The sequence below is a fragment of the Weissella paramesenteroides genome, assembly GCF_036327715.1.
In the GTDB taxonomy this organism is placed as follows: Bacteria; Bacillota; Bacilli; order Lactobacillales; family Lactobacillaceae; genus Weissella; species Weissella paramesenteroides.
In genome coordinates, this window is sequence record NZ_CP130559.1 from 1,315,899 (window position 1) to 1,336,081 (window position 20,183).

At 37.8% G+C, this 20,183-nt stretch carries 21 protein-coding genes; all 21 read right to left on the bottom strand.

Features of this window, described 5'->3' with window-relative positions; translation table 11 throughout:
• Positions 1 to 2: 2 nt before the first annotated feature.
• The 21 genes from QRX23_RS06520 to murG all read right to left on the bottom strand — a co-directional run bounded on the left by QRX23_RS06520 (position 3) and on the right by murG (position 20,164).
• On the bottom strand, positions 3 to 302 hold the full coding sequence (locus QRX23_RS06520; RefSeq protein ID WP_330155077.1) for a hypothetical protein: 300 nt from the start codon (positions 300 to 302) through the stop codon (positions 3 to 5).
• Positions 286 to 723, bottom strand: coding sequence for a prepilin-type N-terminal cleavage/methylation domain-containing protein (locus QRX23_RS06525; RefSeq protein WP_330155078.1), 438 nt, complete (start codon positions 721 to 723; stop codon positions 286 to 288). The genes QRX23_RS06520 and QRX23_RS06525 overlap by 17 nt, the downstream gene beginning before the upstream one ends.
• Complete coding sequence (locus QRX23_RS06530; protein WP_330155079.1) at positions 696 to 857, bottom strand: hypothetical protein; 162 nt, start codon at positions 855 to 857, stop codon at positions 696 to 698. Before QRX23_RS06530 ends, QRX23_RS06525 begins: the two co-directional genes overlap by 28 nt.
• A 22-nt stretch (positions 858 to 879) precedes the next feature.
• Positions 880 to 1,272: a hypothetical protein gene (locus QRX23_RS06535; RefSeq protein ID WP_330155080.1), complete on the bottom strand. Its 393-nt coding sequence runs from the start codon at positions 1,270 to 1,272 to the stop codon at positions 880 to 882.
• Between the two features lies 1 nt (position 1,273).
• On the bottom strand, positions 1,274 to 1,600 hold the full coding sequence (locus QRX23_RS06540) for a competence type IV pilus major pilin ComGC (RefSeq protein ID WP_002828529.1): 327 nt from the start codon (positions 1,598 to 1,600) through the stop codon (positions 1,274 to 1,276).
• Positions 1,597 to 2,601, bottom strand: a complete 1,005-nt coding sequence (locus tag QRX23_RS06545; RefSeq protein WP_330155081.1) for a type II secretion system F family protein — start codon at positions 2,599 to 2,601, stop codon at positions 1,597 to 1,599. The genes QRX23_RS06540 and QRX23_RS06545 overlap by 4 nt, the downstream gene beginning before the upstream one ends.
• Complete coding sequence (comGA, locus tag QRX23_RS06550; protein ID WP_330155082.1) at positions 2,573 to 3,490, bottom strand: competence type IV pilus ATPase ComGA; 918 nt, start codon at positions 3,488 to 3,490, stop codon at positions 2,573 to 2,575. The genes QRX23_RS06545 and comGA overlap by 29 nt, the downstream gene beginning before the upstream one ends.
• Positions 3,491 to 3,609: 119 nt before the next feature.
• Entirely contained in the window at positions 3,610 to 5,061 is a 1,452-nt protein-coding gene (locus tag QRX23_RS06555; protein ID WP_002828531.1) for an NCS2 family permease, read from the bottom strand.
• A gap of 259 nt (positions 5,062 to 5,320) precedes the next feature.
• Positions 5,321 to 6,043 carry a YebC/PmpR family DNA-binding transcriptional regulator gene (locus tag QRX23_RS06560; protein WP_002828532.1) on the bottom strand — a complete coding sequence of 241 codons (723 nt, stop codon included), beginning with the start codon at positions 6,041 to 6,043 and terminating at the stop codon, positions 5,321 to 5,323.
• A gap of 78 nt (positions 6,044 to 6,121) precedes the next feature.
• On the bottom strand, positions 6,122 to 8,626 hold the full coding sequence (recD2, locus tag QRX23_RS06565; RefSeq protein ID WP_330155083.1) for an SF1B family DNA helicase RecD2: 2,505 nt from the start codon (positions 8,624 to 8,626) through the stop codon (positions 6,122 to 6,124).
• On the bottom strand, positions 8,607 to 9,275 hold the full coding sequence (locus QRX23_RS06570) for a tetratricopeptide repeat protein (protein WP_330155084.1): 669 nt from the start codon (positions 9,273 to 9,275) through the stop codon (positions 8,607 to 8,609). Before QRX23_RS06570 ends, recD2 begins: the two co-directional genes overlap by 20 nt.
• Positions 9,276 to 9,296: 21 nt before the next feature.
• Positions 9,297 to 9,959 carry a histidine phosphatase family protein gene (locus tag QRX23_RS06575; protein ID WP_330155085.1) on the bottom strand — a complete coding sequence of 221 codons (663 nt, stop codon included), beginning with the start codon at positions 9,957 to 9,959 and terminating at the stop codon, positions 9,297 to 9,299.
• Positions 9,960 to 10,053: 94 nt separating this feature from the next.
• Positions 10,054 to 12,846: an isoleucine--tRNA ligase gene (ileS, locus tag QRX23_RS06580; protein ID WP_330155086.1), complete on the bottom strand. Its 2,793-nt coding sequence runs from the start codon at positions 12,844 to 12,846 to the stop codon at positions 10,054 to 10,056.
• A gap of 278 nt (positions 12,847 to 13,124) precedes the next feature.
• Positions 13,125 to 13,763, bottom strand: a complete 639-nt coding sequence (locus tag QRX23_RS06585; RefSeq protein ID WP_002828537.1) for a DivIVA domain-containing protein — start codon at positions 13,761 to 13,763, stop codon at positions 13,125 to 13,127.
• A 14-nt stretch (positions 13,764 to 13,777) separates the two neighbouring features.
• Entirely contained in the window at positions 13,778 to 14,563 is a 786-nt protein-coding gene (locus tag QRX23_RS06590) for a YlmH family RNA-binding protein (protein ID WP_002828538.1), read from the bottom strand.
• 8 nt (positions 14,564 to 14,571) lie between these two features.
• Entirely contained in the window at positions 14,572 to 14,835 is a 264-nt protein-coding gene (locus tag QRX23_RS06595; RefSeq protein WP_002828539.1) for a YggT family protein, read from the bottom strand.
• 11 nt (positions 14,836 to 14,846) lie between these two features.
• On the bottom strand, positions 14,847 to 15,299 hold the full coding sequence (locus QRX23_RS06600) for a cell division protein SepF (RefSeq protein ID WP_002828540.1): 453 nt from the start codon (positions 15,297 to 15,299) through the stop codon (positions 14,847 to 14,849).
• Positions 15,300 to 15,310: 11 nt separating this feature from the next.
• Positions 15,311 to 16,564 (bottom strand): cell division protein FtsZ, encoded by a 1,254-nt coding sequence (gene ftsZ, locus QRX23_RS06605; protein ID WP_002828543.1) that lies wholly within the window; start codon positions 16,562 to 16,564, stop codon positions 15,311 to 15,313.
• A 29-nt stretch (positions 16,565 to 16,593) separates the two neighbouring features.
• Complete coding sequence (gene ftsA, locus QRX23_RS06610) at positions 16,594 to 17,955, bottom strand: cell division protein FtsA (protein ID WP_330155087.1); 1,362 nt, start codon at positions 17,953 to 17,955, stop codon at positions 16,594 to 16,596.
• Positions 17,956 to 18,062: 107 nt separating this feature from the next.
• Entirely contained in the window at positions 18,063 to 19,028 is a 966-nt protein-coding gene (locus QRX23_RS06615; RefSeq protein WP_330155088.1) for a cell division protein FtsQ/DivIB, read from the bottom strand.
• Between the two features lie 38 nt (positions 19,029 to 19,066).
• Positions 19,067 to 20,164 (bottom strand): undecaprenyldiphospho-muramoylpentapeptide beta-N-acetylglucosaminyltransferase, encoded by a 1,098-nt coding sequence (gene murG / locus QRX23_RS06620; RefSeq protein WP_330155089.1) that lies wholly within the window; start codon positions 20,162 to 20,164, stop codon positions 19,067 to 19,069.
• Between the last annotated feature and the right edge of the window lie 19 nt (positions 20,165 to 20,183).

A 20,183-nucleotide genomic window follows, 5' to 3' on the forward strand; every position in this document is an offset into this window, starting at 1 on the left:
TATCATTTATTATTTTTTCGTGGTACCCTGACAGATTGCAGTTCGGTGACTTTAACAATATAGTAATCCTTCGTAATAACCACAACACGAGGTAGAACAAAGAGTCGTTTATCTGCTTTAATTTCTTTACAGCTACGTATATATTGCACAGCCTGATAGCGGCCAAGCCAATATTGATATTCTTGCTTTCGTAAATTTTGTTGTTCTACTTGCCTTTGTAACCACATGGTCAATCCTGCCAACAAGCAGAAACTTAAGGTTACTGTTTGAACTAAAATTATTGCTTTACGCTTTTTGACCATTAATATATATTTCTTCCTTAAAAATTGATCCATTGTCAAATTCTAATGTTATAACGTATAAATATGGTGTTAATTCTTTAAAAGCCACTCTCTTCACCCCTAGCATATAGGATAAAAATTTTCCATCATTTCGATACAAACAAAGACATTTCCCCCATAATCCAAATTGATAAGTTTTGTTAGTTTTCACGTTTTTAATGGTCAGAACACGATCATTTGCGTCAATAATTTGATAATTTAAAGCATCATTCTCTAAACGATCAACTAAACGAGTGACCTGAAACTTTTGTATTTCATAATTGTGGTGCTGTTTAATAATATTTAGTCCCTGTGATGATATAGAAAAGATAAGAAACAAACCACTCAAAATCGTAAAAGCGACAATACACTCAATTAATGTAAATCCGTTCCTGTTAACCATTTTCTTCGTTCCTGATAATATTTTTCTTTAATACTATTGATGGCACGGTCGTTAACCTGGTTTTGACGAGTGATTGTCTCGACTGATTGACAAACAATCGATATGGTTCCCAAAACAACTACAAAACTAATCATTGCCTCCAACAGAATAAATCCCCTACGTTGTGAAACGATACGTGCCTCCTCCTAGTTGAAAAATTAATAAAATATGTTTATTAGTATTGCGATTGACAAAAGAAATCGTATCAGCAGTTACCGCAGTTGGTCGCCAATTAATGTGTACATAATTACCGGCAAACCACCCACTTGGTAATTTAATTTTCTCACTACCAATGACAATCGTATTTTTGTAACCATAAATATTAAAATCCATTTCTTTCCCTAGCACCACTTTTTGTTGCTCTTTAATATATTTTTGCGCAAATTCTTGTTTCACATTTTGCCAATCTTGGTTATTGTCATCCTTTGGTAAGATTACCGGTATTGAAAGTACCAGACAAACCGATAAGACAACCATTGTTTCGAACAATGTGACTCCTTTTCGGTTCATCTTACTTTCCTTGAATTACCTTATCACCCTTAATTTCAAAATGCGCCTTACCCATTTGCTGTACCTGAGAAGTGGTCAAATACCCTGCGTTCATTAAATTGGATATTGTAATCGTTTGTGTATCAGGAACGTCTTGTGCAATATGGAACATATTTACCTGACTTTGAAGAGTCTGCATTAACGCTGCACGTTGCCTGTCTTCAGCTGTTTTACGGATATGTGCAACGTTAGGATAAATCAATGCAACTAATAATCCAATAATAAACAGGGTCGTTACAACTTCAATTAATGTAAATCCTTTACGACGTGATACCTGACGGTTTTTCATTGTACAATCCCTCCCATATTTTTGTACATTGGTACAAGCGTTAAATAGTATAAGCCAATTACGACAACTCCAATAATGGCAAAACATATTGGTTGAATTAAGGTTAAATATTTTTTTATTCGTTCATCTAACAACTCAAATTTACGATTCGCCAAAATTTGAAAGTTTTCACCAATTTGTTGTTGCGTGTGACCCAGATTAAACAATAAGGCACACTCTTTAGGCAAAAAAGCTACCGATAAAATGCAATCACGAATATTTTCACCATTACTTAATGCGTGCCAAGCCTTGTCCCCAACGTATGAGATCAGTCCATTTGTTGTTTTTTTACGCGCCTTTGCGACAATCGTAGCTAATTCAACACCGCTTGATAGTAACAACCCTAATTGCAAGCAAATATAGTACTCTACGCTAAGGGTTAATAACGTACCAATAATTGGACACTTCATGATGATTTTTATCCGTGTTTCCCAACATAGCTTTGCAAACCACCAGATACTAAGTGAAAGACCCAGCATAGGCACTATAATTCCTATAATTAGCCATGAAGGCTTCAAATTTATTTTCAATATTGCTAAGTCTGCGCCTGATTGCCCAAGCTCTGGCAATAAAATAGTCAAATAGCCAATTATTAACACCACTAAAAGTATCATCAAAATTAACGGATATAACAATATTTGACGTAATTTTCTGAACTGTACTAATTTTCCTCGTTCCCGGGCACCTAATTCTTGTAACAATGGTGTCAATTGTCCATGTATAATTGCAAAATCAAGTTGTTGCACAATCTCGGTTCTGATAAATGGAGACATCACTTCAGCCAAGGTAAGTCCTGCGGTTAGGCCAATAATGATATTTTCCACGTCCTTTATAGGTAGTTTAAGTAAAATTTGTAATGTCATTAATGAACTTTCTAAATCAAAACCAACTTTAGATAAATGACATAAATTTTCAAAAAATTCAACTTGTAACTTACGTGACCACTGTGTTTGTTTCTGCATTTTTTAAATCCACCAATAATTTTTTCAAACTTATTCCACTATTTAAATTTAAATGCACATATGAATGATTTTCATGCTGCATCATTTCTTGATAACCCAGACCAACAATCACCTGATTTAATAAATCTACTGGAATGCCAAAAGCCCGTAACCGATACCAAATCCCCGTAATAGACATTGCATGAACTGTACTTAAAATTAAGTGACCACTCAACGCTGCTTGAACAACAATGTGCGCTGTTTCTGCATCACGAATTTCGCCAATAATCATAACATCAGGATGATGCCGTAATGCCAACTTAAGCAGTCGATCATAACTCATTTGAGCAGCATTATTTACCTGTAACTGTAAAAATTGTGGTACGACTAATTCAACAGGATCCTCAATAGTAAGTATCATTTGATCATTTAAATGATTTGCTGCGACATGATAGAGTGTGGTCGTTTTACCAGAACCCATCTGACCAGCAAGCAGAATCAGACCTTGTTTCAATTTTATTAGTTGCGCCAGTTCATTCAATTTTTGAACAGGTCGCCATTCTAAATAGTTATCTTGCATATCATAGATAAGGCGGATTACTATTGATTCTCGATTTAAAAAATCTGCTACACTTGAAATTCGTAAATGAAGGGATTGTGAATCCAAAAAATATTGCCACCGTCCAAGCTGTGGGCGACGAGCCTCACTAATGTCCATATGTGCTGAAAATTTTATATGACGGATAAGTGCTTCCCCAATTTCAGCTTCAAAATGCCTTACTTTTTCCAAACCATTAGCCGAATAGTAAATCATTTGAAAGCCATCAGAACATGGCCAAATATACACGTCACTTGCATGCTGTTTTGATGCCAAATCAATGATATCGTAAAACATTTTCTGTATTTTCATGCTATTTCTCACCTCCTAACCTTTACAAAGACGTCACCCATCCTAAAAAGTCTATTTTTTAATCAAAAAAATCCAGTAACGTTTAACACGTTACTGGATGTCAAATATTCTATAAAACACTAACTAACTGCAATAACAATAAAATTCAAAACGAACAACAATGAAACTATCCACAAAATAACACTGATTTCGCTGAACTTACGCTTCACAGTTTTAATCAACACATAGAAGATAAAGCCGGCTGCAATTCCATATGAAATTGAATATGAGAAGGCCATGAACGCGGAAGTAAAGAATGCCGGTACTGCTACTTCCATGTCATCCCAATCAATTGCTTTAAATTCATTCATCATCATGATACCAACAACAACTAGGATAGGAGCTGTTGCAGCACTTGGAATAACATTAACTAATGGTGCAGCAATAATCGACAACAAGAATCCAATTGCTACAACAACAGCCGTTAATCCGGTACGACCACCTGCTTTAATACCTGTTGAAGCTTCAATAAAAGTTGTCGTATTTGAAGTTCCAAAAATTCCAGCAAACATCGTTGCAAAAGTATCAGCAACCAAGCCACGATCCATTTTTGACTTAAAGCCTTTATTTTCATAGAATTCCTTTTGGTCTGCCTTTGAGAAAATACCACTAGAAATACCTGTTCCAATAAAGGTTCCAATAGCATCAAACAAACCTGAAAGTCCCATTGAGAACACTGTCAAAATGACAATCAAAATATTTTTGGGTGAGTTAAACATTGACCACAAGCCATTAGAACCTAAGGCTTGACCAAAAATAGAACCAAAATCATGGAATGTTGTCGAAAATGATGATAATCCATTAACATGTGTATTTGTCACACCCATTGGAATACCAATAATCGTTGTTACAAAAACAGAAATCAAAAATGCTCCGGGAACATTAGCGACAACCAATAATACCAAGAGTACTAACCCAATCAGCGCTAATAATACTGATGGATCTGTGAATGTTGTTATCTCAGGTGTCGTACCACCATTACCGGTTAACGTTTCAATAGCTTTCGCCCCACCACCATGAAATGGTGAATTATTTAAGGAAATAATATTCTCTGAATTAACTAAATAATTAATAAATCCAGCATTCTTTAAACCAATATAAGCAATAAACAACCCAATACCTGCTGCAATAGCGTGTTTTAGTTGTGCTGGAATTGATTTAACAATCAATGATCGAACTTTTGTTAATGTGATAATGACATCTACCAAACCAACTAAAAATACCATCCCCAGGGCTTGTTGCCAAGTATAACCTAAACCAAAAACAATCGTGTATGTAAACATGGCTTGCATACCAATTGAAGGGGCAAGTGCATATGGCAAATTTGCGAACAAACCTGTAATCAAGGTACCTGTAACAGCTGTCAAAATAGTTGCCAAAAAAACACCTTGACTAGGCATACCTGTCAACGAAAGAACAGCAGGATTTAAAAAGATAATATAAGCCATCGCCACAAAGGTCGTAATACCTGCAATGACCTCAGTCCGTACGGTTGTATGGTTTTCCGATAGCTTAAAGAAACGCTCCAACATAATAAGTTCTTCTCCCTAAAAAAATCATGTTAGCATACTCTGCCAACATGATTAAAGATCAACTATATATTGCTAGCACCCTTATGGTACAACTAAATAACATAATTAATGTTTAAGTCTGTGGCAGAACACGTTAACGACTTCTATTTAAATAAATAATATTTTAACATTATTCCTAATTCAATTATTAGTCAATAATATTTTCAATAAAAAAAGAACTTGTTCAGTAAACAAGTCCTTTTAAAAAGCAAAATAGTAACTATTCAGCTGTTGTAAATACTGCTTGCACGTCGTCATTTTCTTCCAACTCAGCAACCAAATTATCCAATGATTCTTGCTTATCCTCTGGTACAGCCATTGGATTTTGCGCAACCATTGTCACTTCGTCAATACTAAATTGGTAACCCTTTGCTGCCAAAGCATCACGAACTTCAGGGAAAGACTTAGGATCAGTGTAAATTTCAAATTGATCATCAAAAGTCTTCATATCTTCTGCGCCAGCATCTAACATATCTTCAAATAATTGATCTTCATCAATTTCAGTATCTTCATCACGTTCGATTTCAAGGTAACCCTTACGGTCGAATTGGAATGAAACTGATCCTGAAGTTCCAAGCTCACCACCAAAGTGCTTGAATGATGAACGTACAGAAGAAGCTGTACGGTTTGTGTTGTCAGTCAAGGCTTCAACCAAAACTGCAATACCTGCTGGACCATAACCTTCATAAGTTAACTCTTGATAATTAGCACCGTTTGCTCCGGAAGCCTTATCAAGTGCTCGTTGGATATTATCCTTAGGCATGTTAGCAGCCTTTGCCTTGTCGATAACGAGACGCAAACTTGAGTTTGAATCTGGATCAACACCACCAGCTTTTGCTGCCGTATACAAATCACGAGCTAACTTTTGGAAAATCTTACCACGCTTCGCATCTTGGGCGTTCTTACGTCCTTGGATGTTATGCCATTTACTATGTCCTGACATTTTCAGAAACCCCTTTTCTTTCGAAAATTTATCGTCTTATTTTACCATATAATTAGCGCTCTGACTAGTTTATGTCGCTTACACCGACATAAAATCTGCCGGGGTCAAACCATCTAGTCCAATATTTGGACTAATTTTATTACTATTTACCAAATCAACAGTCAAAATATAGTTATCTTTTGCAGCAGTTGCTGTTGGTAAATCTGTATCATCATGGAATAATGGTTGACTTGCCAATGAATCGGCTTCATTTTTTGATTCATCAACTAATTGCTGATTCTCTCGCGAACCTACCTGTTGATTAGCATACTGCATAATACGCGCTTGTAGTGTGGTGTGGCGATTGACACCGGTCGTTAGCACTGCTTGTTGGTATGCACTTTCCTGTCCAAGTAAGACCAACGATTCACTAGCTCTTGTTAAGCCTGTGTAAAGAAGATTTCTTTGTAGCATTCTTGAAAAGGCGTTGACCAAAGGCATAATAACTAATTTATATTCAGTTCCTTGCGATTTATGGATAGTGGTAGCATAGGCCAATGTCAACTGTTGCCAATTTTCACGGGTATAAATAACCTCACCTGTGTCAAATGAAACTGTTATAACATCTTTTTTGTCTGTATTCGCTTTATCCTTAGCTAATAGAATTGTGGAAATATACCCAATATCTCCATTAAAAACATTATTTTCTGGATCATTCGTTGTTTGCATTACTTTATCGCCAACACGAAATGTAAAAGTGAAATCACCATTTTTTACTAAAATCGTTTTCTTTTTATTCGTTATTGGATTAAATATGTTTTGAGCAATTTCATTCAAATGATTAACGCCAGCCTGTGTTCGATACATTGGTGCTAATATTTGCATATCAGCAACCGAATTTCCTTTCTTTTGCCAACTCGTCGCAATTTTTTCGACTAAATTTGGCACCTGTCTTAATTCAGCTGAAAAAAATGAGCGATCAATTTTCTGATCAGTAAAGTCATCAGGTAATCGTCCGTTTTTAACATCATTAGCTAAGGAAATGATTGTTGAGCCTTTACCCTGGCGATGAATTGTCTCAAGCTCTCGATAATTCAAAATACCACTTGCTAATAAATCATAAAATACACGTCCTGGTCCAACAGATGGCAATTGATCCTTATCACCAACCAAGATTACTTGCATATCTGCACGAACAGCGGATAATAAGGTCGCAAATAATTGCGTATCAACCATCGACATTTCATCAACAACTAATAGTTGCCCGGTTAATTCTTCAATATCAACGTCATCTAGATTTGCTTCACGCCCTGTTATACCCAATAAATGATGAATTGTACTGGCCGCCATGCCAGTTGACTCTTGTAATCGTTTTGCTGCACGTCCGGTTGGCGCTACTAAATGAACGCCTTGGTCAATCTCATCAGACCTCATGCCATCTTGTCTTAATAACTTTTTCAGAGTTGCAACAACACCACTAATAATAGTTGTTTTTCCAGTTCCTGGACCACCAGTCAAGATAAATAACTGGTTTGTTAAAGCTGCGATAATTGCTTCGCGTTGCGTTGCATCATATTTAAAATCATTAGCAGATTCAACTTCATCCAAATACTTAACAACGTCTTTTCTCGAATAGGTTTGTTGTTTTCTCTCAGTTAAATCAATAAGTTCTTTAGCAATTTGATTTTCAGATTCATAAATTTCTCTAATATATAAATAACTACCATCTGCAACTACAACACCCTCTTGTGTCAGTGTTAGTAGTGCCTGCTTAATTAAACTTTCATCAACTTCTATGCGTTGGGCATGCTCAAGAAGGTGCTTTGTCGTCGCTAATAAATCCGGTAACACCATATATGTATCCCCGGATTCAAATGTCTTCAAATTAATCGCAGCAATAACACCTGCGCTTACACGGCGATCATCTAGAGCATCAATACCTTGTTGTAGTGCAAACTGGTCAATTCTTTTAAATGAAACGCCATCGATATCAATTACTAATTGGTACGGGTTGTTTTTCAATATTGTTAATGTTTCTTGTTGATATTTTTGATAAATTGTTGTGGCTAAATTAGAGCCAAAGCCAAAATCATTCAATGCAATGATTGCTCGTTCCATACCATCAGATTTTGCTAGTTGGTCAACAATGACAGTCTGAACTTTCTCTGAAAGACCGATATTAGATAAAACTTTACTATTGTCTAAAATTAAATCAATCGCATCTGTTCCCAAAGTGTCCACAATTTTCGTTGCCGTTGCTTTCCCAACGCCTGGAAATTTTTCACTTGAAAAATAAGCGACTAATCCCGATACCGAGCTAGTAGCCTGCCGATGATAATTCATAGCTACAAACTGAACGCCATAACGAGCATGTTCTTTCAGTTGTCCTTTAAATTCATAGCTGGCACCTATTTGAATGTCGCCAAAATTACCAGTGACCGTCATTTCGTCATCATCAAAATCAAAATTTTTTTCTAATATCGTAATCCGCAAAACTTTATAAAAAGAATTTTGCGCCGAAAAAACAATGGTCGCAATTTGACCGACAACTGTTGGTTCTGTGTCAGTTCCATCTTCAAAAATATCAGTCTGTGTTTCGCTCATTGTTTGTGCTCCCCAACATGACCTGAATTAAATCATCTAATCGACTAGCATCTGCTTGATATTGTTTTGGATCTATCTTTTGAGCAATTCGCAACCACTGATTGTCCTGTTCATTTAAAGCCATGGCAACAACCCCACGACCCAAATTCGCCGAATAATCATCACTATTTATGGTTAGTGCGCTATCAAAAGCATCCCTTGCTGCTTTACTATCGCCCAAACTCAACCAAATATTTCCTAACAAAATTTGTGCATTTAAATCGGCATTATCTTGTTGTACAGCCGTTAACGCAAACGCCAACCCCTGCTTAAATTTATTTTGTGCATAAAAACTTTGCGCCTGCATCATTGTTGCATCATGCTTTAATTTTGCATCTGTAATCTTATTAAAAAAACTTGTTGCGCGCGAATAATCCGCTGCAGTGTAATAGACATTACCCGTTGCATAGAGTAACTCCTGCTGTGCTGCTTCATTATTTTTAAAAATAGATAGACTTTTTAACGCCAAGTCTTCTGCCTCAACCAAACTATTAATGACTGTTAAAACATTTACTAAGTCAACATACGCTTGCCAATGATCCGGATGTTCAGAAATATCTTTAACCAGTTGTTTTATATCTTTTTGAACATCTTCATCTAATTTAGCCATTTATTTTTCCTACCTAATTTTTTAAATTGTATTTGATGCATTAGCGGGTACATTCAAATAGCTTGTATCGTTTCGAATTAATTCCTTAAATTTAATGCCATCATTTGTTTCAAGAATTGACGTACTTGTATTACCCAGACCACCACGATCTCTCAAATTAGCTAATGGAATATTTAACAAACCACCCATTCCTGCAGTAAGAGCTGCACCATGACTAAAGAAGATTAAGTTCACATCTTTTCCACCATAAGCATTTACAGCATCAAAAACTGCCCTTCTAAAGCGTTGTTGAACCGCTTCGAATGTTTCTGCACCTGGAACCTGACTAGCATCAAACCTTTCTGGATGATGTCGTGAAGCATCATACATCGTAAGCCAGTCTTGCTTGACCTCTTTAAACGTTAATCCTTCCCAAACCCCAAATGAAAACTCTTTTAATCCATCCAAAACGGTTAATTCTGGTTGGTTATTTATATAAGCGAGCGTTTGCTCTGCCGTATCCATAGCACGCTTGATTGGACTTGTAAAAGCATGGGCAAATGTCACATCACTTAGGTAGTTACCCAAATCAGCAATCTGATCGATTGATTCAGGTAACAATGGTGAATCGCCGCCGGACCCTTGAAAACGCCCTTCAGCATTCCAAACAGTTTTTCCGTGGCGTATAAAATATAATTTCGTCATGCAGTGATTCTCCAATCCATTTTAAGTAGTTACTACTCATTATAATCAAAAAAACGACTAGAAACAAAGTTCTAGCCGTTCATCTGATTAATTATTATTCTAAACCGTCTGTCAATGCTTCTGGGAAGTTTTCACGGACAATTTCTGCTTCATGTGCTGACAACATTGGGAAATCCTTATCTGATCCCAAATCAGTATGGTACATTCTGTCTCGTGGTGAAACCTCACCAACCGCATGTGCGACTTCAATCTTGTAACCATCATAATTCTCAACATCTGCTGATGCATCTGTCACATCTGCTAAGTGTAACTGAGATACAAGCAATAACACGCGAATATCTTGTCCTAATGCATCAACCATTTGTGCTTGTTCCTTGGTTAAGTACAAAGTTAAGGCAGCTTCAGCTGGCTTACCAATTAGTTTAGCATTACGGGCTTCTTCTAGAGCCTTATTCGCTGCATCACGTAATTTCATAAATGAAGACCAATTTGCAAACAATTCAGTATTATCACCCAAATCTTCGACTTCTGGCATATTTGTTAAGTATGCAAAGTCTTCAGTCTCATAAGGCAAATATTCAAAAATTTCTTCTGCTGTATGTGGCAAAATTGGTAACATCAATTTATCTAATCCAACAACAATCTTATACAAAACCGTTTGTAGAGAGCGACGAAGATGACCATTAGGTGCTTCAACATACAAAATGTCCTTCGCAAAGTCCAAATAAAAGGCTGACAAATCAACATTAATGAAGTTAATAAGTAGTTTATGAACTGATTGGAAGTCATAAGCATCATATGCTGCTTTAAGCTCACTAATCAATTGATTAAATCGTGCGTAAAAATACTTATCTACTTCTGTTAAATCTTCATACGCCACAGTATCTTCATTTGGATTAAAGTCTGCTGTATTTGCTAATAAGAAACGCATCGTGTTTCTAATCTTACGATAGATTTCTGAAGTTTGAGATAAGATATCCATCGAAACACGTACATCAGCTGATGTATCCACAGTTGATACCCACAAACGAATGATTTCAGCACCCATTTGCTTGATAACTTCATTAGGTTCAATGGTATTGCCAATTGATTTCGACATCTTCTCACCATTACCATCTAAAGTAAAGCCTTGTGAAACGACTTCCTTGTAAGGTGCCTTACCAGTAACCGCCACTGATGTAATCAATGAAGAATTGAACCAGCCTCGATATTGATCAGAACCTTCCAGAACCAATGTTTCAGGGAATTCTAATTCTGGTCTAGTTGCCATCACACCTTGATGAGAACTACCTGAATCAAACCAAACATCCATGATATCTGTTTCTTTGGTAAATTCGCCATTTGGTGAATGCTCGTTCGTATAGCCTTCCGGCAACAAATCTTTTGCTTCACGTTCAAACCACACAGTTGACCCATGTTCAGCAACCAAATCTGCCACATGGTCAATGATATCTGGATCTATAATCGCAGTACCATCTTCTGCATAAAAAATTGGTAGTGGTACACCCCAGACACGTTGACGAGAAATAACCCAATCGCCACGATCCCGAATCATGTTGTATAGTCGTTTCTTACCCCATTCTGGCTTGAATGTCACATCATCCAACGCATCCAAAATTTCTTGACGGAAACTATCAATTGATGCAAACCATTGTGGTACAGCACGGAAAATAACTGGTTTCTTTGTACGCCAATCAAATGGGTAACTGTGCGTAATTGGTTCTGATTTAACAAGTGCATCAACGTCTCTTAACTTCTGTAATGACAATTCGTTTGCATCTTCATAGAAGACACCATCAAAATCTTCACCAGCTTCAGCAGTTAAATATCCCCGATCATCAACATTCATAATTGGTGTGATACCATAACGCTTACCCGTCATAAAGTCATCTTCACCAAAACCAGGTGCTGTGTGAACAAGACCAGTTCCGGTATCATCAGTCACATAGTCTGCCAAAACAACTAAAATGTCACGATCCATATATGGATGTTCTGTCACCATATATTCAAGATCTTTACCTTCAAAAGTTGCCAAGATGGTTGGCTCTTCCCAACCAAATTTTTCTGACAAAGATGATAGTAATGACTCAGCAACTAGATACTTTTTAGGTGTGTTCTGAGGTTGAACTTGCACATATTTAAAATCAGGGTGAACTGCTAATGCTTGTGAAGCAGGTACAGTCCATGGTGTGGTCGTCCAAGCCACTAAATAAGTGTCTTGATCTAATACCCCTTTACCATCTTTGATTTTTTCAGAGATAAATGCTGACTCCGAAGTAACATCATGGTATTCAATTTCAGCCATTGCTAAGGCAGATTCTGACGACCATGACCAGAAGACTGGCTTCTTACCACGGAAAATCAAATCGCGCTTTGCCATACTACCAAAGACCCGAAGCTGTGCCGCCTCAAATGATGGTTGTAGGGTTAAGTATGGATGATCCCAGTCAGCTGAAACTCCTAAACGCTTAAAATCAGCCATCTGCTTTTTAACTTGCTTATGCGCAAATTCATCAGCCATCTTACGCCAAATAACAGGTCCAACCTTTTTACGATCTTTACCAGCTTTTGTTAACTGTTGTTCAATTGGTAGTCCATGCGTATCCCATCCTGGTACGTATGGTGCATAATAGCCATTCATAGACTTGTAACGAACAATAATATCCTTTGAAATTTTATTCATTGCATGACCAATATGAATATTTCCATTTGCATATGGAGGACCATCATGTAGCATAAACGATGGCTTACCAGCATTTAATTTTTGACGGCGCTCATAGACTTTATTTTCAAACCAAATATTTTCGCGTTGTAACTCTGTTTGTGGTAAGTTACCACGCATTGGAAACTTGGTTTTACCAAGATTTAATGTTTGCTTGATTTTCATAAGCATTTCCTTTCCTCAACCCTTGCTGATTACCAACAATGAGTTGGTAACAAAAAACCCGCATCAGTCATTTCTGACTAACGCGGGACGTTTTAACCGTGGTACCACCCGAATTCACAATTTACACTTGTAAATTGCCTCTTCAACATGTATGTGTACTGATTCTCTGCTGATAGATATAATTCGTCACTATCTTAGGCTTACACCATTCCCTAAGTCGCTGGTTAGAATAAATTATATTTTTTGGTCAGAAACTTTACGATATCTATAATAACTAATTACTTATCCTTATTCAAGAAATTTTCTGAATCTTCACTTGATTCTGGGAAAATAACAACTGTTTCAGCACTATCCTCTGAAACAGCTGCCTCTGAAGCTGGTTCAGAACCAGCTGTTGCTGATGGTTCTTGATATGCAGCTGGTTGTTGGAAAGCCGCCCACTCATCAGTTTGTATCATGTCCAACTGTGCACGAAGCAATCCCTCAATCTTTGATTTGAAGGCGCCCATCTCTTTATCCAAACCTTCTTTTTCGGCAACAAGTGCTTCATTTTTAGTTTGTGAATCAGTTAGTAGTGCATTTGCTTTTGCATTTGCTTCCATCACAATTTTTTGAGCTTCTGTTTGTGCTTGTTGCAAAGTTGCTTCTGCCTCGGCTTCTGTCTGCTTCTTCAAGCGATCTGCGGCCTCTTGTGCAATTAGAATAGATGAATTAACAGATTGTTTCATCTCTTCAACTTGCTTAGCATTTGCATCAGCTTCTGCTAATTGTGTCTTCAATGTTTGATTTTCTTGCATCAAAGCATCATAGTCAGTCACAATTTGATCCAAAAAGTCAGAAACTTCCGACTTATCATACCATTTGCTACGACTTGTTGTGAATTCTTTTGCATGAATTTCTTGTGGGGTCAATGCCATGAGATTTCTCCAATCTATTTTTTAATGACTGCCATTGTTATTCGCCATTTATCTTTTTTAGTTAAGCCATTAAGCTCGTCAATTTTTAGACGACCATACTTTCGTACAGAGACTAAATCATTAACTGCTAGAACATAATCGGGCTTATTAATATCAGTCCAATTAACACGTACTAAGTCATGCTCAATCATCTGCTTCGCATGGTTCCTAGAAATATTATACCCATTTGCGACGATACTATCTAGTCGTAAAGAACTAACTGTCGTATTAATAATTGTCCATTCATCATCAACTACAACGATTTGATTCGCCATCACTTCTTCAAAACGAACCTTTGCTTTACCAATATGATCTAGATGCCTTAAAATAAATGTCCCTATCGCCTTGGTAGCGACAAAATACCACGTTTCAGCCTCACCCTTAATAATATCACCAATACTTTGCCGTGCAATACCATTGTGCATGAAAGTACCCAAAATTGTACTATGATGTAACGTTGCAAATTTTTCAGGATACTTAATTTGAATAACCATTAAATCAAAATCATCTTGTATTGGCTCATAATAATTTGGTGCAATCAATAATCTTTGATTTTCCGCATTTTGATAGCCACCATATTGAAATACTTTTAAATCATCTTGCTGATTAACCAAAGTTTTTAGAATATAAATCTCTCTTGGGTTTAAAAAATTCGTCAAGACTGGACGATATTCATCCAATACCTGACGAACCAAGCCTTCCGCTAAATTAAGAAACGTGGCTTCATTAGGGCGGAAATGTTGTGCTACATTATCAACCATAATCTTCTCTATATCATTGTTCGAGCAATTGCTTGCAATCCCATTTCAGCTGCTTGCAATAGAATCAATCCAACCAATGGTGTTAAATCAATTATGCCAATAACTGGTATAAATCGTCGTAATGGATTCAAAATTAGTCCTGATATTCGACCTAGTAATTGACCCAATGATGATTGTTGTGCCCCAGGTAACCAAGACATCAAAACCCAAATAACGATTATAAATTCTAGTGCTCGAAGTAGCAAATTTAATAATCCAAGGATTGTTAACATATTACCACCTATTAATTAAATTGTTGTCCGAGATTTTGAGAAATTGTTCCCGAAATCTCGAAGTTATGCGGGGTTGCCAAAAAGATTCTTTCACCAACTCGCTCAATTGTACCATCAACTGCAAATGCTGTACCACCCAGGTAATCTAAAATACGCTTACCTGTATTTTCATCGATTGATCCCAAGTTGACAATAACGGCTTCACCACCAAGTAATTGCGTCGCAATTGTCTGGGCATCTGCATATGTACGTGGTTCATACAAGGCGATTTTAGCTGGATCATCTCTTGAACCATCCATTTTAATAACATTTGCACGCCGCTCATTGGTTGGTCGAGTCGCATTGTTATTTGACTCCGCAAAATTAGCTGCCTTTTGGTCTTCTTGACTACTTTCGGAATCTTCATCTTCATAATAATAATTATCATCGACGCCAAAAATATAATCTTTAAACTTAAATGCCATGACCAGTCTCCTTACTTGTCACCACGCTTCATCCAATTGAAGTAAGCTGGGCGCTCAATTTCTTCATCAGATGAGCTTGGTTGTGACGGTGCTGATTGTTGAGCTGGTGCAGCTGACTGTACAGGTGCACTTTGTTGTTGTGGTGCTTGAGATTGTTCAGAAGGTGTTCCCCAATCAGCAAACGGATCATTGTTAACCACTGGCTGTTGTGCTTGTGGTTGTGCTTGTTGCATTGGTTGTTCTGAAACAGCTTGGAATGGACTAGCTTGTTGGTTAGATCCCAAGTTTATTTCTGGTCGCGGTGTCTGTGGGCGATCAATACCAGTTGCGATAACTGTGACAACCAAATCACCTTCCATTTCCATATCAATGGTTGTACCAAAGATAATATCAACGTCTGTTCCTGATGCTTGTGCAATTGTTTCAGAAGCTTCTTGAGCCTCGAACAATGACATATCAGCACCACCCTTAACAGAAAGCAACACGTTTGTTGCCCCTTCAATTTTTGCTTCTAGCAAAGGTGAAGCAATTGCTTTACGAGTTGCCTCGGCAGCACGATTCTCCCCTGATGCAGAACCAATTCCCATCAAAGCAGTACCTTGACCGGCCATTGCAGTCTTAACATCCGCAAAATCAAGATTAATAATACCAGGCTTTGTAATCAAATCTGAAATTCCTGACACACCCTGTAGTAGGACGTCATCAACCATCTTGAAAGCTTCCATGATAGGTGCTTTTTTATCAACGATTTGTAACAAATTATTGTTGGCAATAACGATCAACGTATCGACGTTATCTTTTAGTTTAGCTAATCCCTCAGCTGCAGACTTTCCACGTCTTGGTCCTTCAAAAGAGAATGGACGTGTCACAACACCAATCGTTAGTGCACCAGAATCCTTAGCAATCTTGGCAATAACAGGAGCAGCACCAGTTCCGGTACCACCACCCATTCCAGCGGTAACAAAGACCATGTCAGCACCTTGTAGCGCTTCAGTTAGTTCTTGTTCGCTTTCCTTAGCTGCTGCTTCACCAACTTCAGGTCGTGCACCCGCACCTAATCCACGAGTTGCTTTTGATCCAATTTGGATCTTATTTTCTGCTGAAGAACGATCAAGAGCTTGTGCATCAGTGTTAGCAACGATAAACTCCACACCTTCTACACCATCAGTTACCATTTGGTTTACGGCATTTCCACCACCGCCACCAACTCCGATGACCTTAATCGTTGCACCATATTCTTGGTTCATGTCCATTTGCAAATCCATATTGAGCTCCTTTTTAGTTAATTTATGAATTAGTCAAAGAACTCCGCAAAGAAATTCTTAATCCTATTTTTCTTCTTAGGTTGTTCTTCATCAGTTACTTCAGTCGACTCGGCCTTTTCAGGTTCATTTTGAGGGGCACGTTGTTGTTCGACCCTTTGCTTTTTCTTTTCATTGCGTCTATCACGAGGCAACTGTGCTCCCATACTAGGCTGTCCGAGAACAACAAGTGGTAGCCCATATAAAGCTTGTTTTACAATTAATTGAATTGGTGTTTGCTGTGCAGCATAGTGTACTAACGCCCATGCGCCCGCATAACCAGGATGGCGTAGTCCAATATCATCAGGTGTAAATAATTTTGTCTGAACGTTATAAGTTTCATGAATGGCTTGTGTCATGCCACGTAGAGCAGCACCACCACCCGTTACAATAACGCCACCTGGCATTTGAAATGCACCAACTAAGTCTAGCTTTTCACCAAGCTTTCCTAGGATTTGCATAACTCTTGCTTCAATAATTTGTGCTAATAACGTTTCTGAAATTTGTTCTGGTTCTTCAGCACTGACCTTCTTGATAACCAGCTGATTTTCCTCTTGAGCCAACTTTGACAAAGCAAATCCTGAGTCAAGCTTTAACATATCTGCATCATGTAGTCCCAATTCAAGGACTGCACTAATATCTCGAGAAATGTTGTCGCTTCCTGCAGGGAATGATGACAAAAACTTTAATTGATGCTCATGAACAACAGTCGCTGAAGTTTGTCCGGCACCCATATCTAACAAAATTGTGCCAAATTCTTGTTGGCCATCATCCAGTAATGTCTTACTATATGCCAATGGTGCCAAAACAAAATCACGAAGCTGTAGTCCAGACTTATTAATGGCAAGGCGCAAGTTCCCCATGACATTTCTTGGCGCTGTGTAGGCAATACCGTGCATTGCCAAACGCATACCCACCATATCATTTGGATCTTGGATGCCATCAAAATCATCGACTACAAACTCAGTCGGAATTAACTCAACTACTTCACGGTCTGAAGGCAATTGTATCTTAATTGCCTCCTGTACAGTATTAGCAACATCTTCATACGAAATATGTTGGCTATCTTGTACTGTAACAGTTCCTTTTACGTGTTGAATTTGAATGTTGCTTGCAGGTAAACTCGCAACAACTTCTGTTATCGGTTGCTCAGTCTGCTCGTTTATTTGTGCTACTGCTTGACGAATATCAGTCGCTGTTGCATCAATATCAACAACAACGCCCTTCTTTACACCGTGTGCAACAGATCGACCAACCGCTACAATATTAGCCTGTTGATCTCTAACATCTGCTGCTAGCACTTTAATGGTGTTAGTCCCAACATCAAGACCAACAATTAATCCATGGTTGGCCATCTTAATTCCTCCTTTGACTACCATACAAAATGTTTAAATAAATAAACAATTCTTTAAGAATAATACCATACTTTGGGGGCATTCTTCCAGACCTGCACCCAGTTTTATTAATCATATGGTTTAAAATATGCACCAACTTGTAAATCTGCTACCCCGGTTTGTTTTAATTGTGCCACCATACCTGGATAGTACTTCATCTTCTTTGATAATTCATCTGCGCTAATTAGCACTTCATTACCATCATTCATATAAATCAATAAACGTTGATTGTTTTGACTATTTGGTGACCAAACTATTTCCGACACTGCATGTCTTAATGGATCGGAAAGTTTACCAAATTCCGCTAATGTTTTACGTAATTGTTTATCAGATGTGAAACCATCGTATAATGGCAACCCACCTACCTGTTGGTTACTTAGCCCTTGATTCAACATACTGCCATTCTCTAATATTGGATAATATTTATTACCAGCCTTAACATAGCCGACCTTTACAATTTCGTCGACCTTGACCTGTAAGGTATTATCTGATTTTATTGATAATTTCAGATTATTGATTTGTGGGTTTTTACGTTTAGCCTCTTGACTAAAATAATTACTTTGATTTACTGTCGTTAGCAGTGATTGGCCTGTTCTCAATCCTGCTGCGTTCAACACCGTTTTATCAGAAAGTTCATGGGTACCGACAACTTCATAACGTTTGACCTGCCCATTTGGTGAAATGAGGTAAATCAAACCTGCAGCCATAACCACTAAAATAACAATGGTTTTAATCGCTGCCCATTCATGAGCAAATAACAATGGCGTTCTTTTCAAGTGTGGACGCTTTGAAGATTTAATCTTTTCTTCATCAATCGTTGTAATATCACTTGATTTATCTTGTTTTTCCTCAGATATCTTAACGTTGCTTGCTTGCGTTGGTTCTGATTGAGAATGTGTTTCATCTGTTTTTTTTGACCGCTTTGGCTTTGATGACTCAACCTTCCCTGATAATAAAGCATCTAAATGTGCCTGAATATCAGAGGAATTCGCATTGTCGCTGTCGTTATGCGGATTTTCTTTTTTATCAGTCATCGTAACCTCCTACAATCTCCTCACAGAAATACTTTATTTTACTTAATAACGCTCTTAATTAGTGCGATAAATTGGTCTGCCGCATCAGGAACACCCATTTTCATAGCTGCTTCTGCCATTAACTGACGCTGTTTTTCATCTGTCATCAGTTGATCAATTGTTCCAAACAATGTTGTACCAGATAACGATTCTTCTGTAATCATTTCTGCCGCACCAGCATTTGCCAAACTACGCGCATTTTTTGTTTGGTGATCATTTGTTACATATGGACTAGGAATAAGAATCATTGGTTTTCCTAAAGCTGTTTGTTCAGCCAAACTTGTGGCACCCGCTCTTCCAACCACTAGAGACACTCTTGGCATTAATTGTGGCATGTTACTAATGTATGGTACAACAGCCACGTTATCCGCTGGCACGATATTTTTAATTCGCATTTCTTGTTGCACATCATCAAATCTTTTAGATCCAGTTACAAAGATAACTTGATATGGCTTATCAGCAAAGTTTGGCAATGCTTCAACCATTGAAGCATTGATTTTAATTGCTCCTTGTGAGCCACCAAACACAAGTACTGATGGCTTATCAGGCACTAATCCTAGTTTTTCCCAATCAAAGCTACCCTGCCCATCAACGACTTCTTGTGCTCTTGGATTTCCTACAATTGTTGCCAAGTTGGCTTTAAAAGCTGGTAAAGCTGCCGGAAAAGCAACCCCAACTTTGGTCACCTTTCGTGCCAAAAACTTATTTGTTACACCAACCACAGAATTTTGTTCGTGAATAACAGTAGGGATACCCATTTGTTGGGCAGCATATAATACCGGACCTGAAACATAGCCCCCTGTACCAACAACAACATCTGGTTTAAAAGCGACTAGATATTTTTTGGCTTCACGTGTTGCCTTTAAAAATAGGTAGATCGTTTTAAAATTATCAAGCGAGAGTGATCGATGGAACCCTTGAACCTTCAATGATTTGAACTTGAAACCTGCTTTGGGTACAATGCTACCTTCTAACCCACGTTCGCTACCAATATACAAAACCTCAGTATCAGGTTCTAATGCTTTTAAGCGCTGAACAGTGGCTAAAGCTGGATAAATGTGACCACCTGTGCCACCACCAGATACAATAATACGCATAGCTAATCCTCCCTAATTC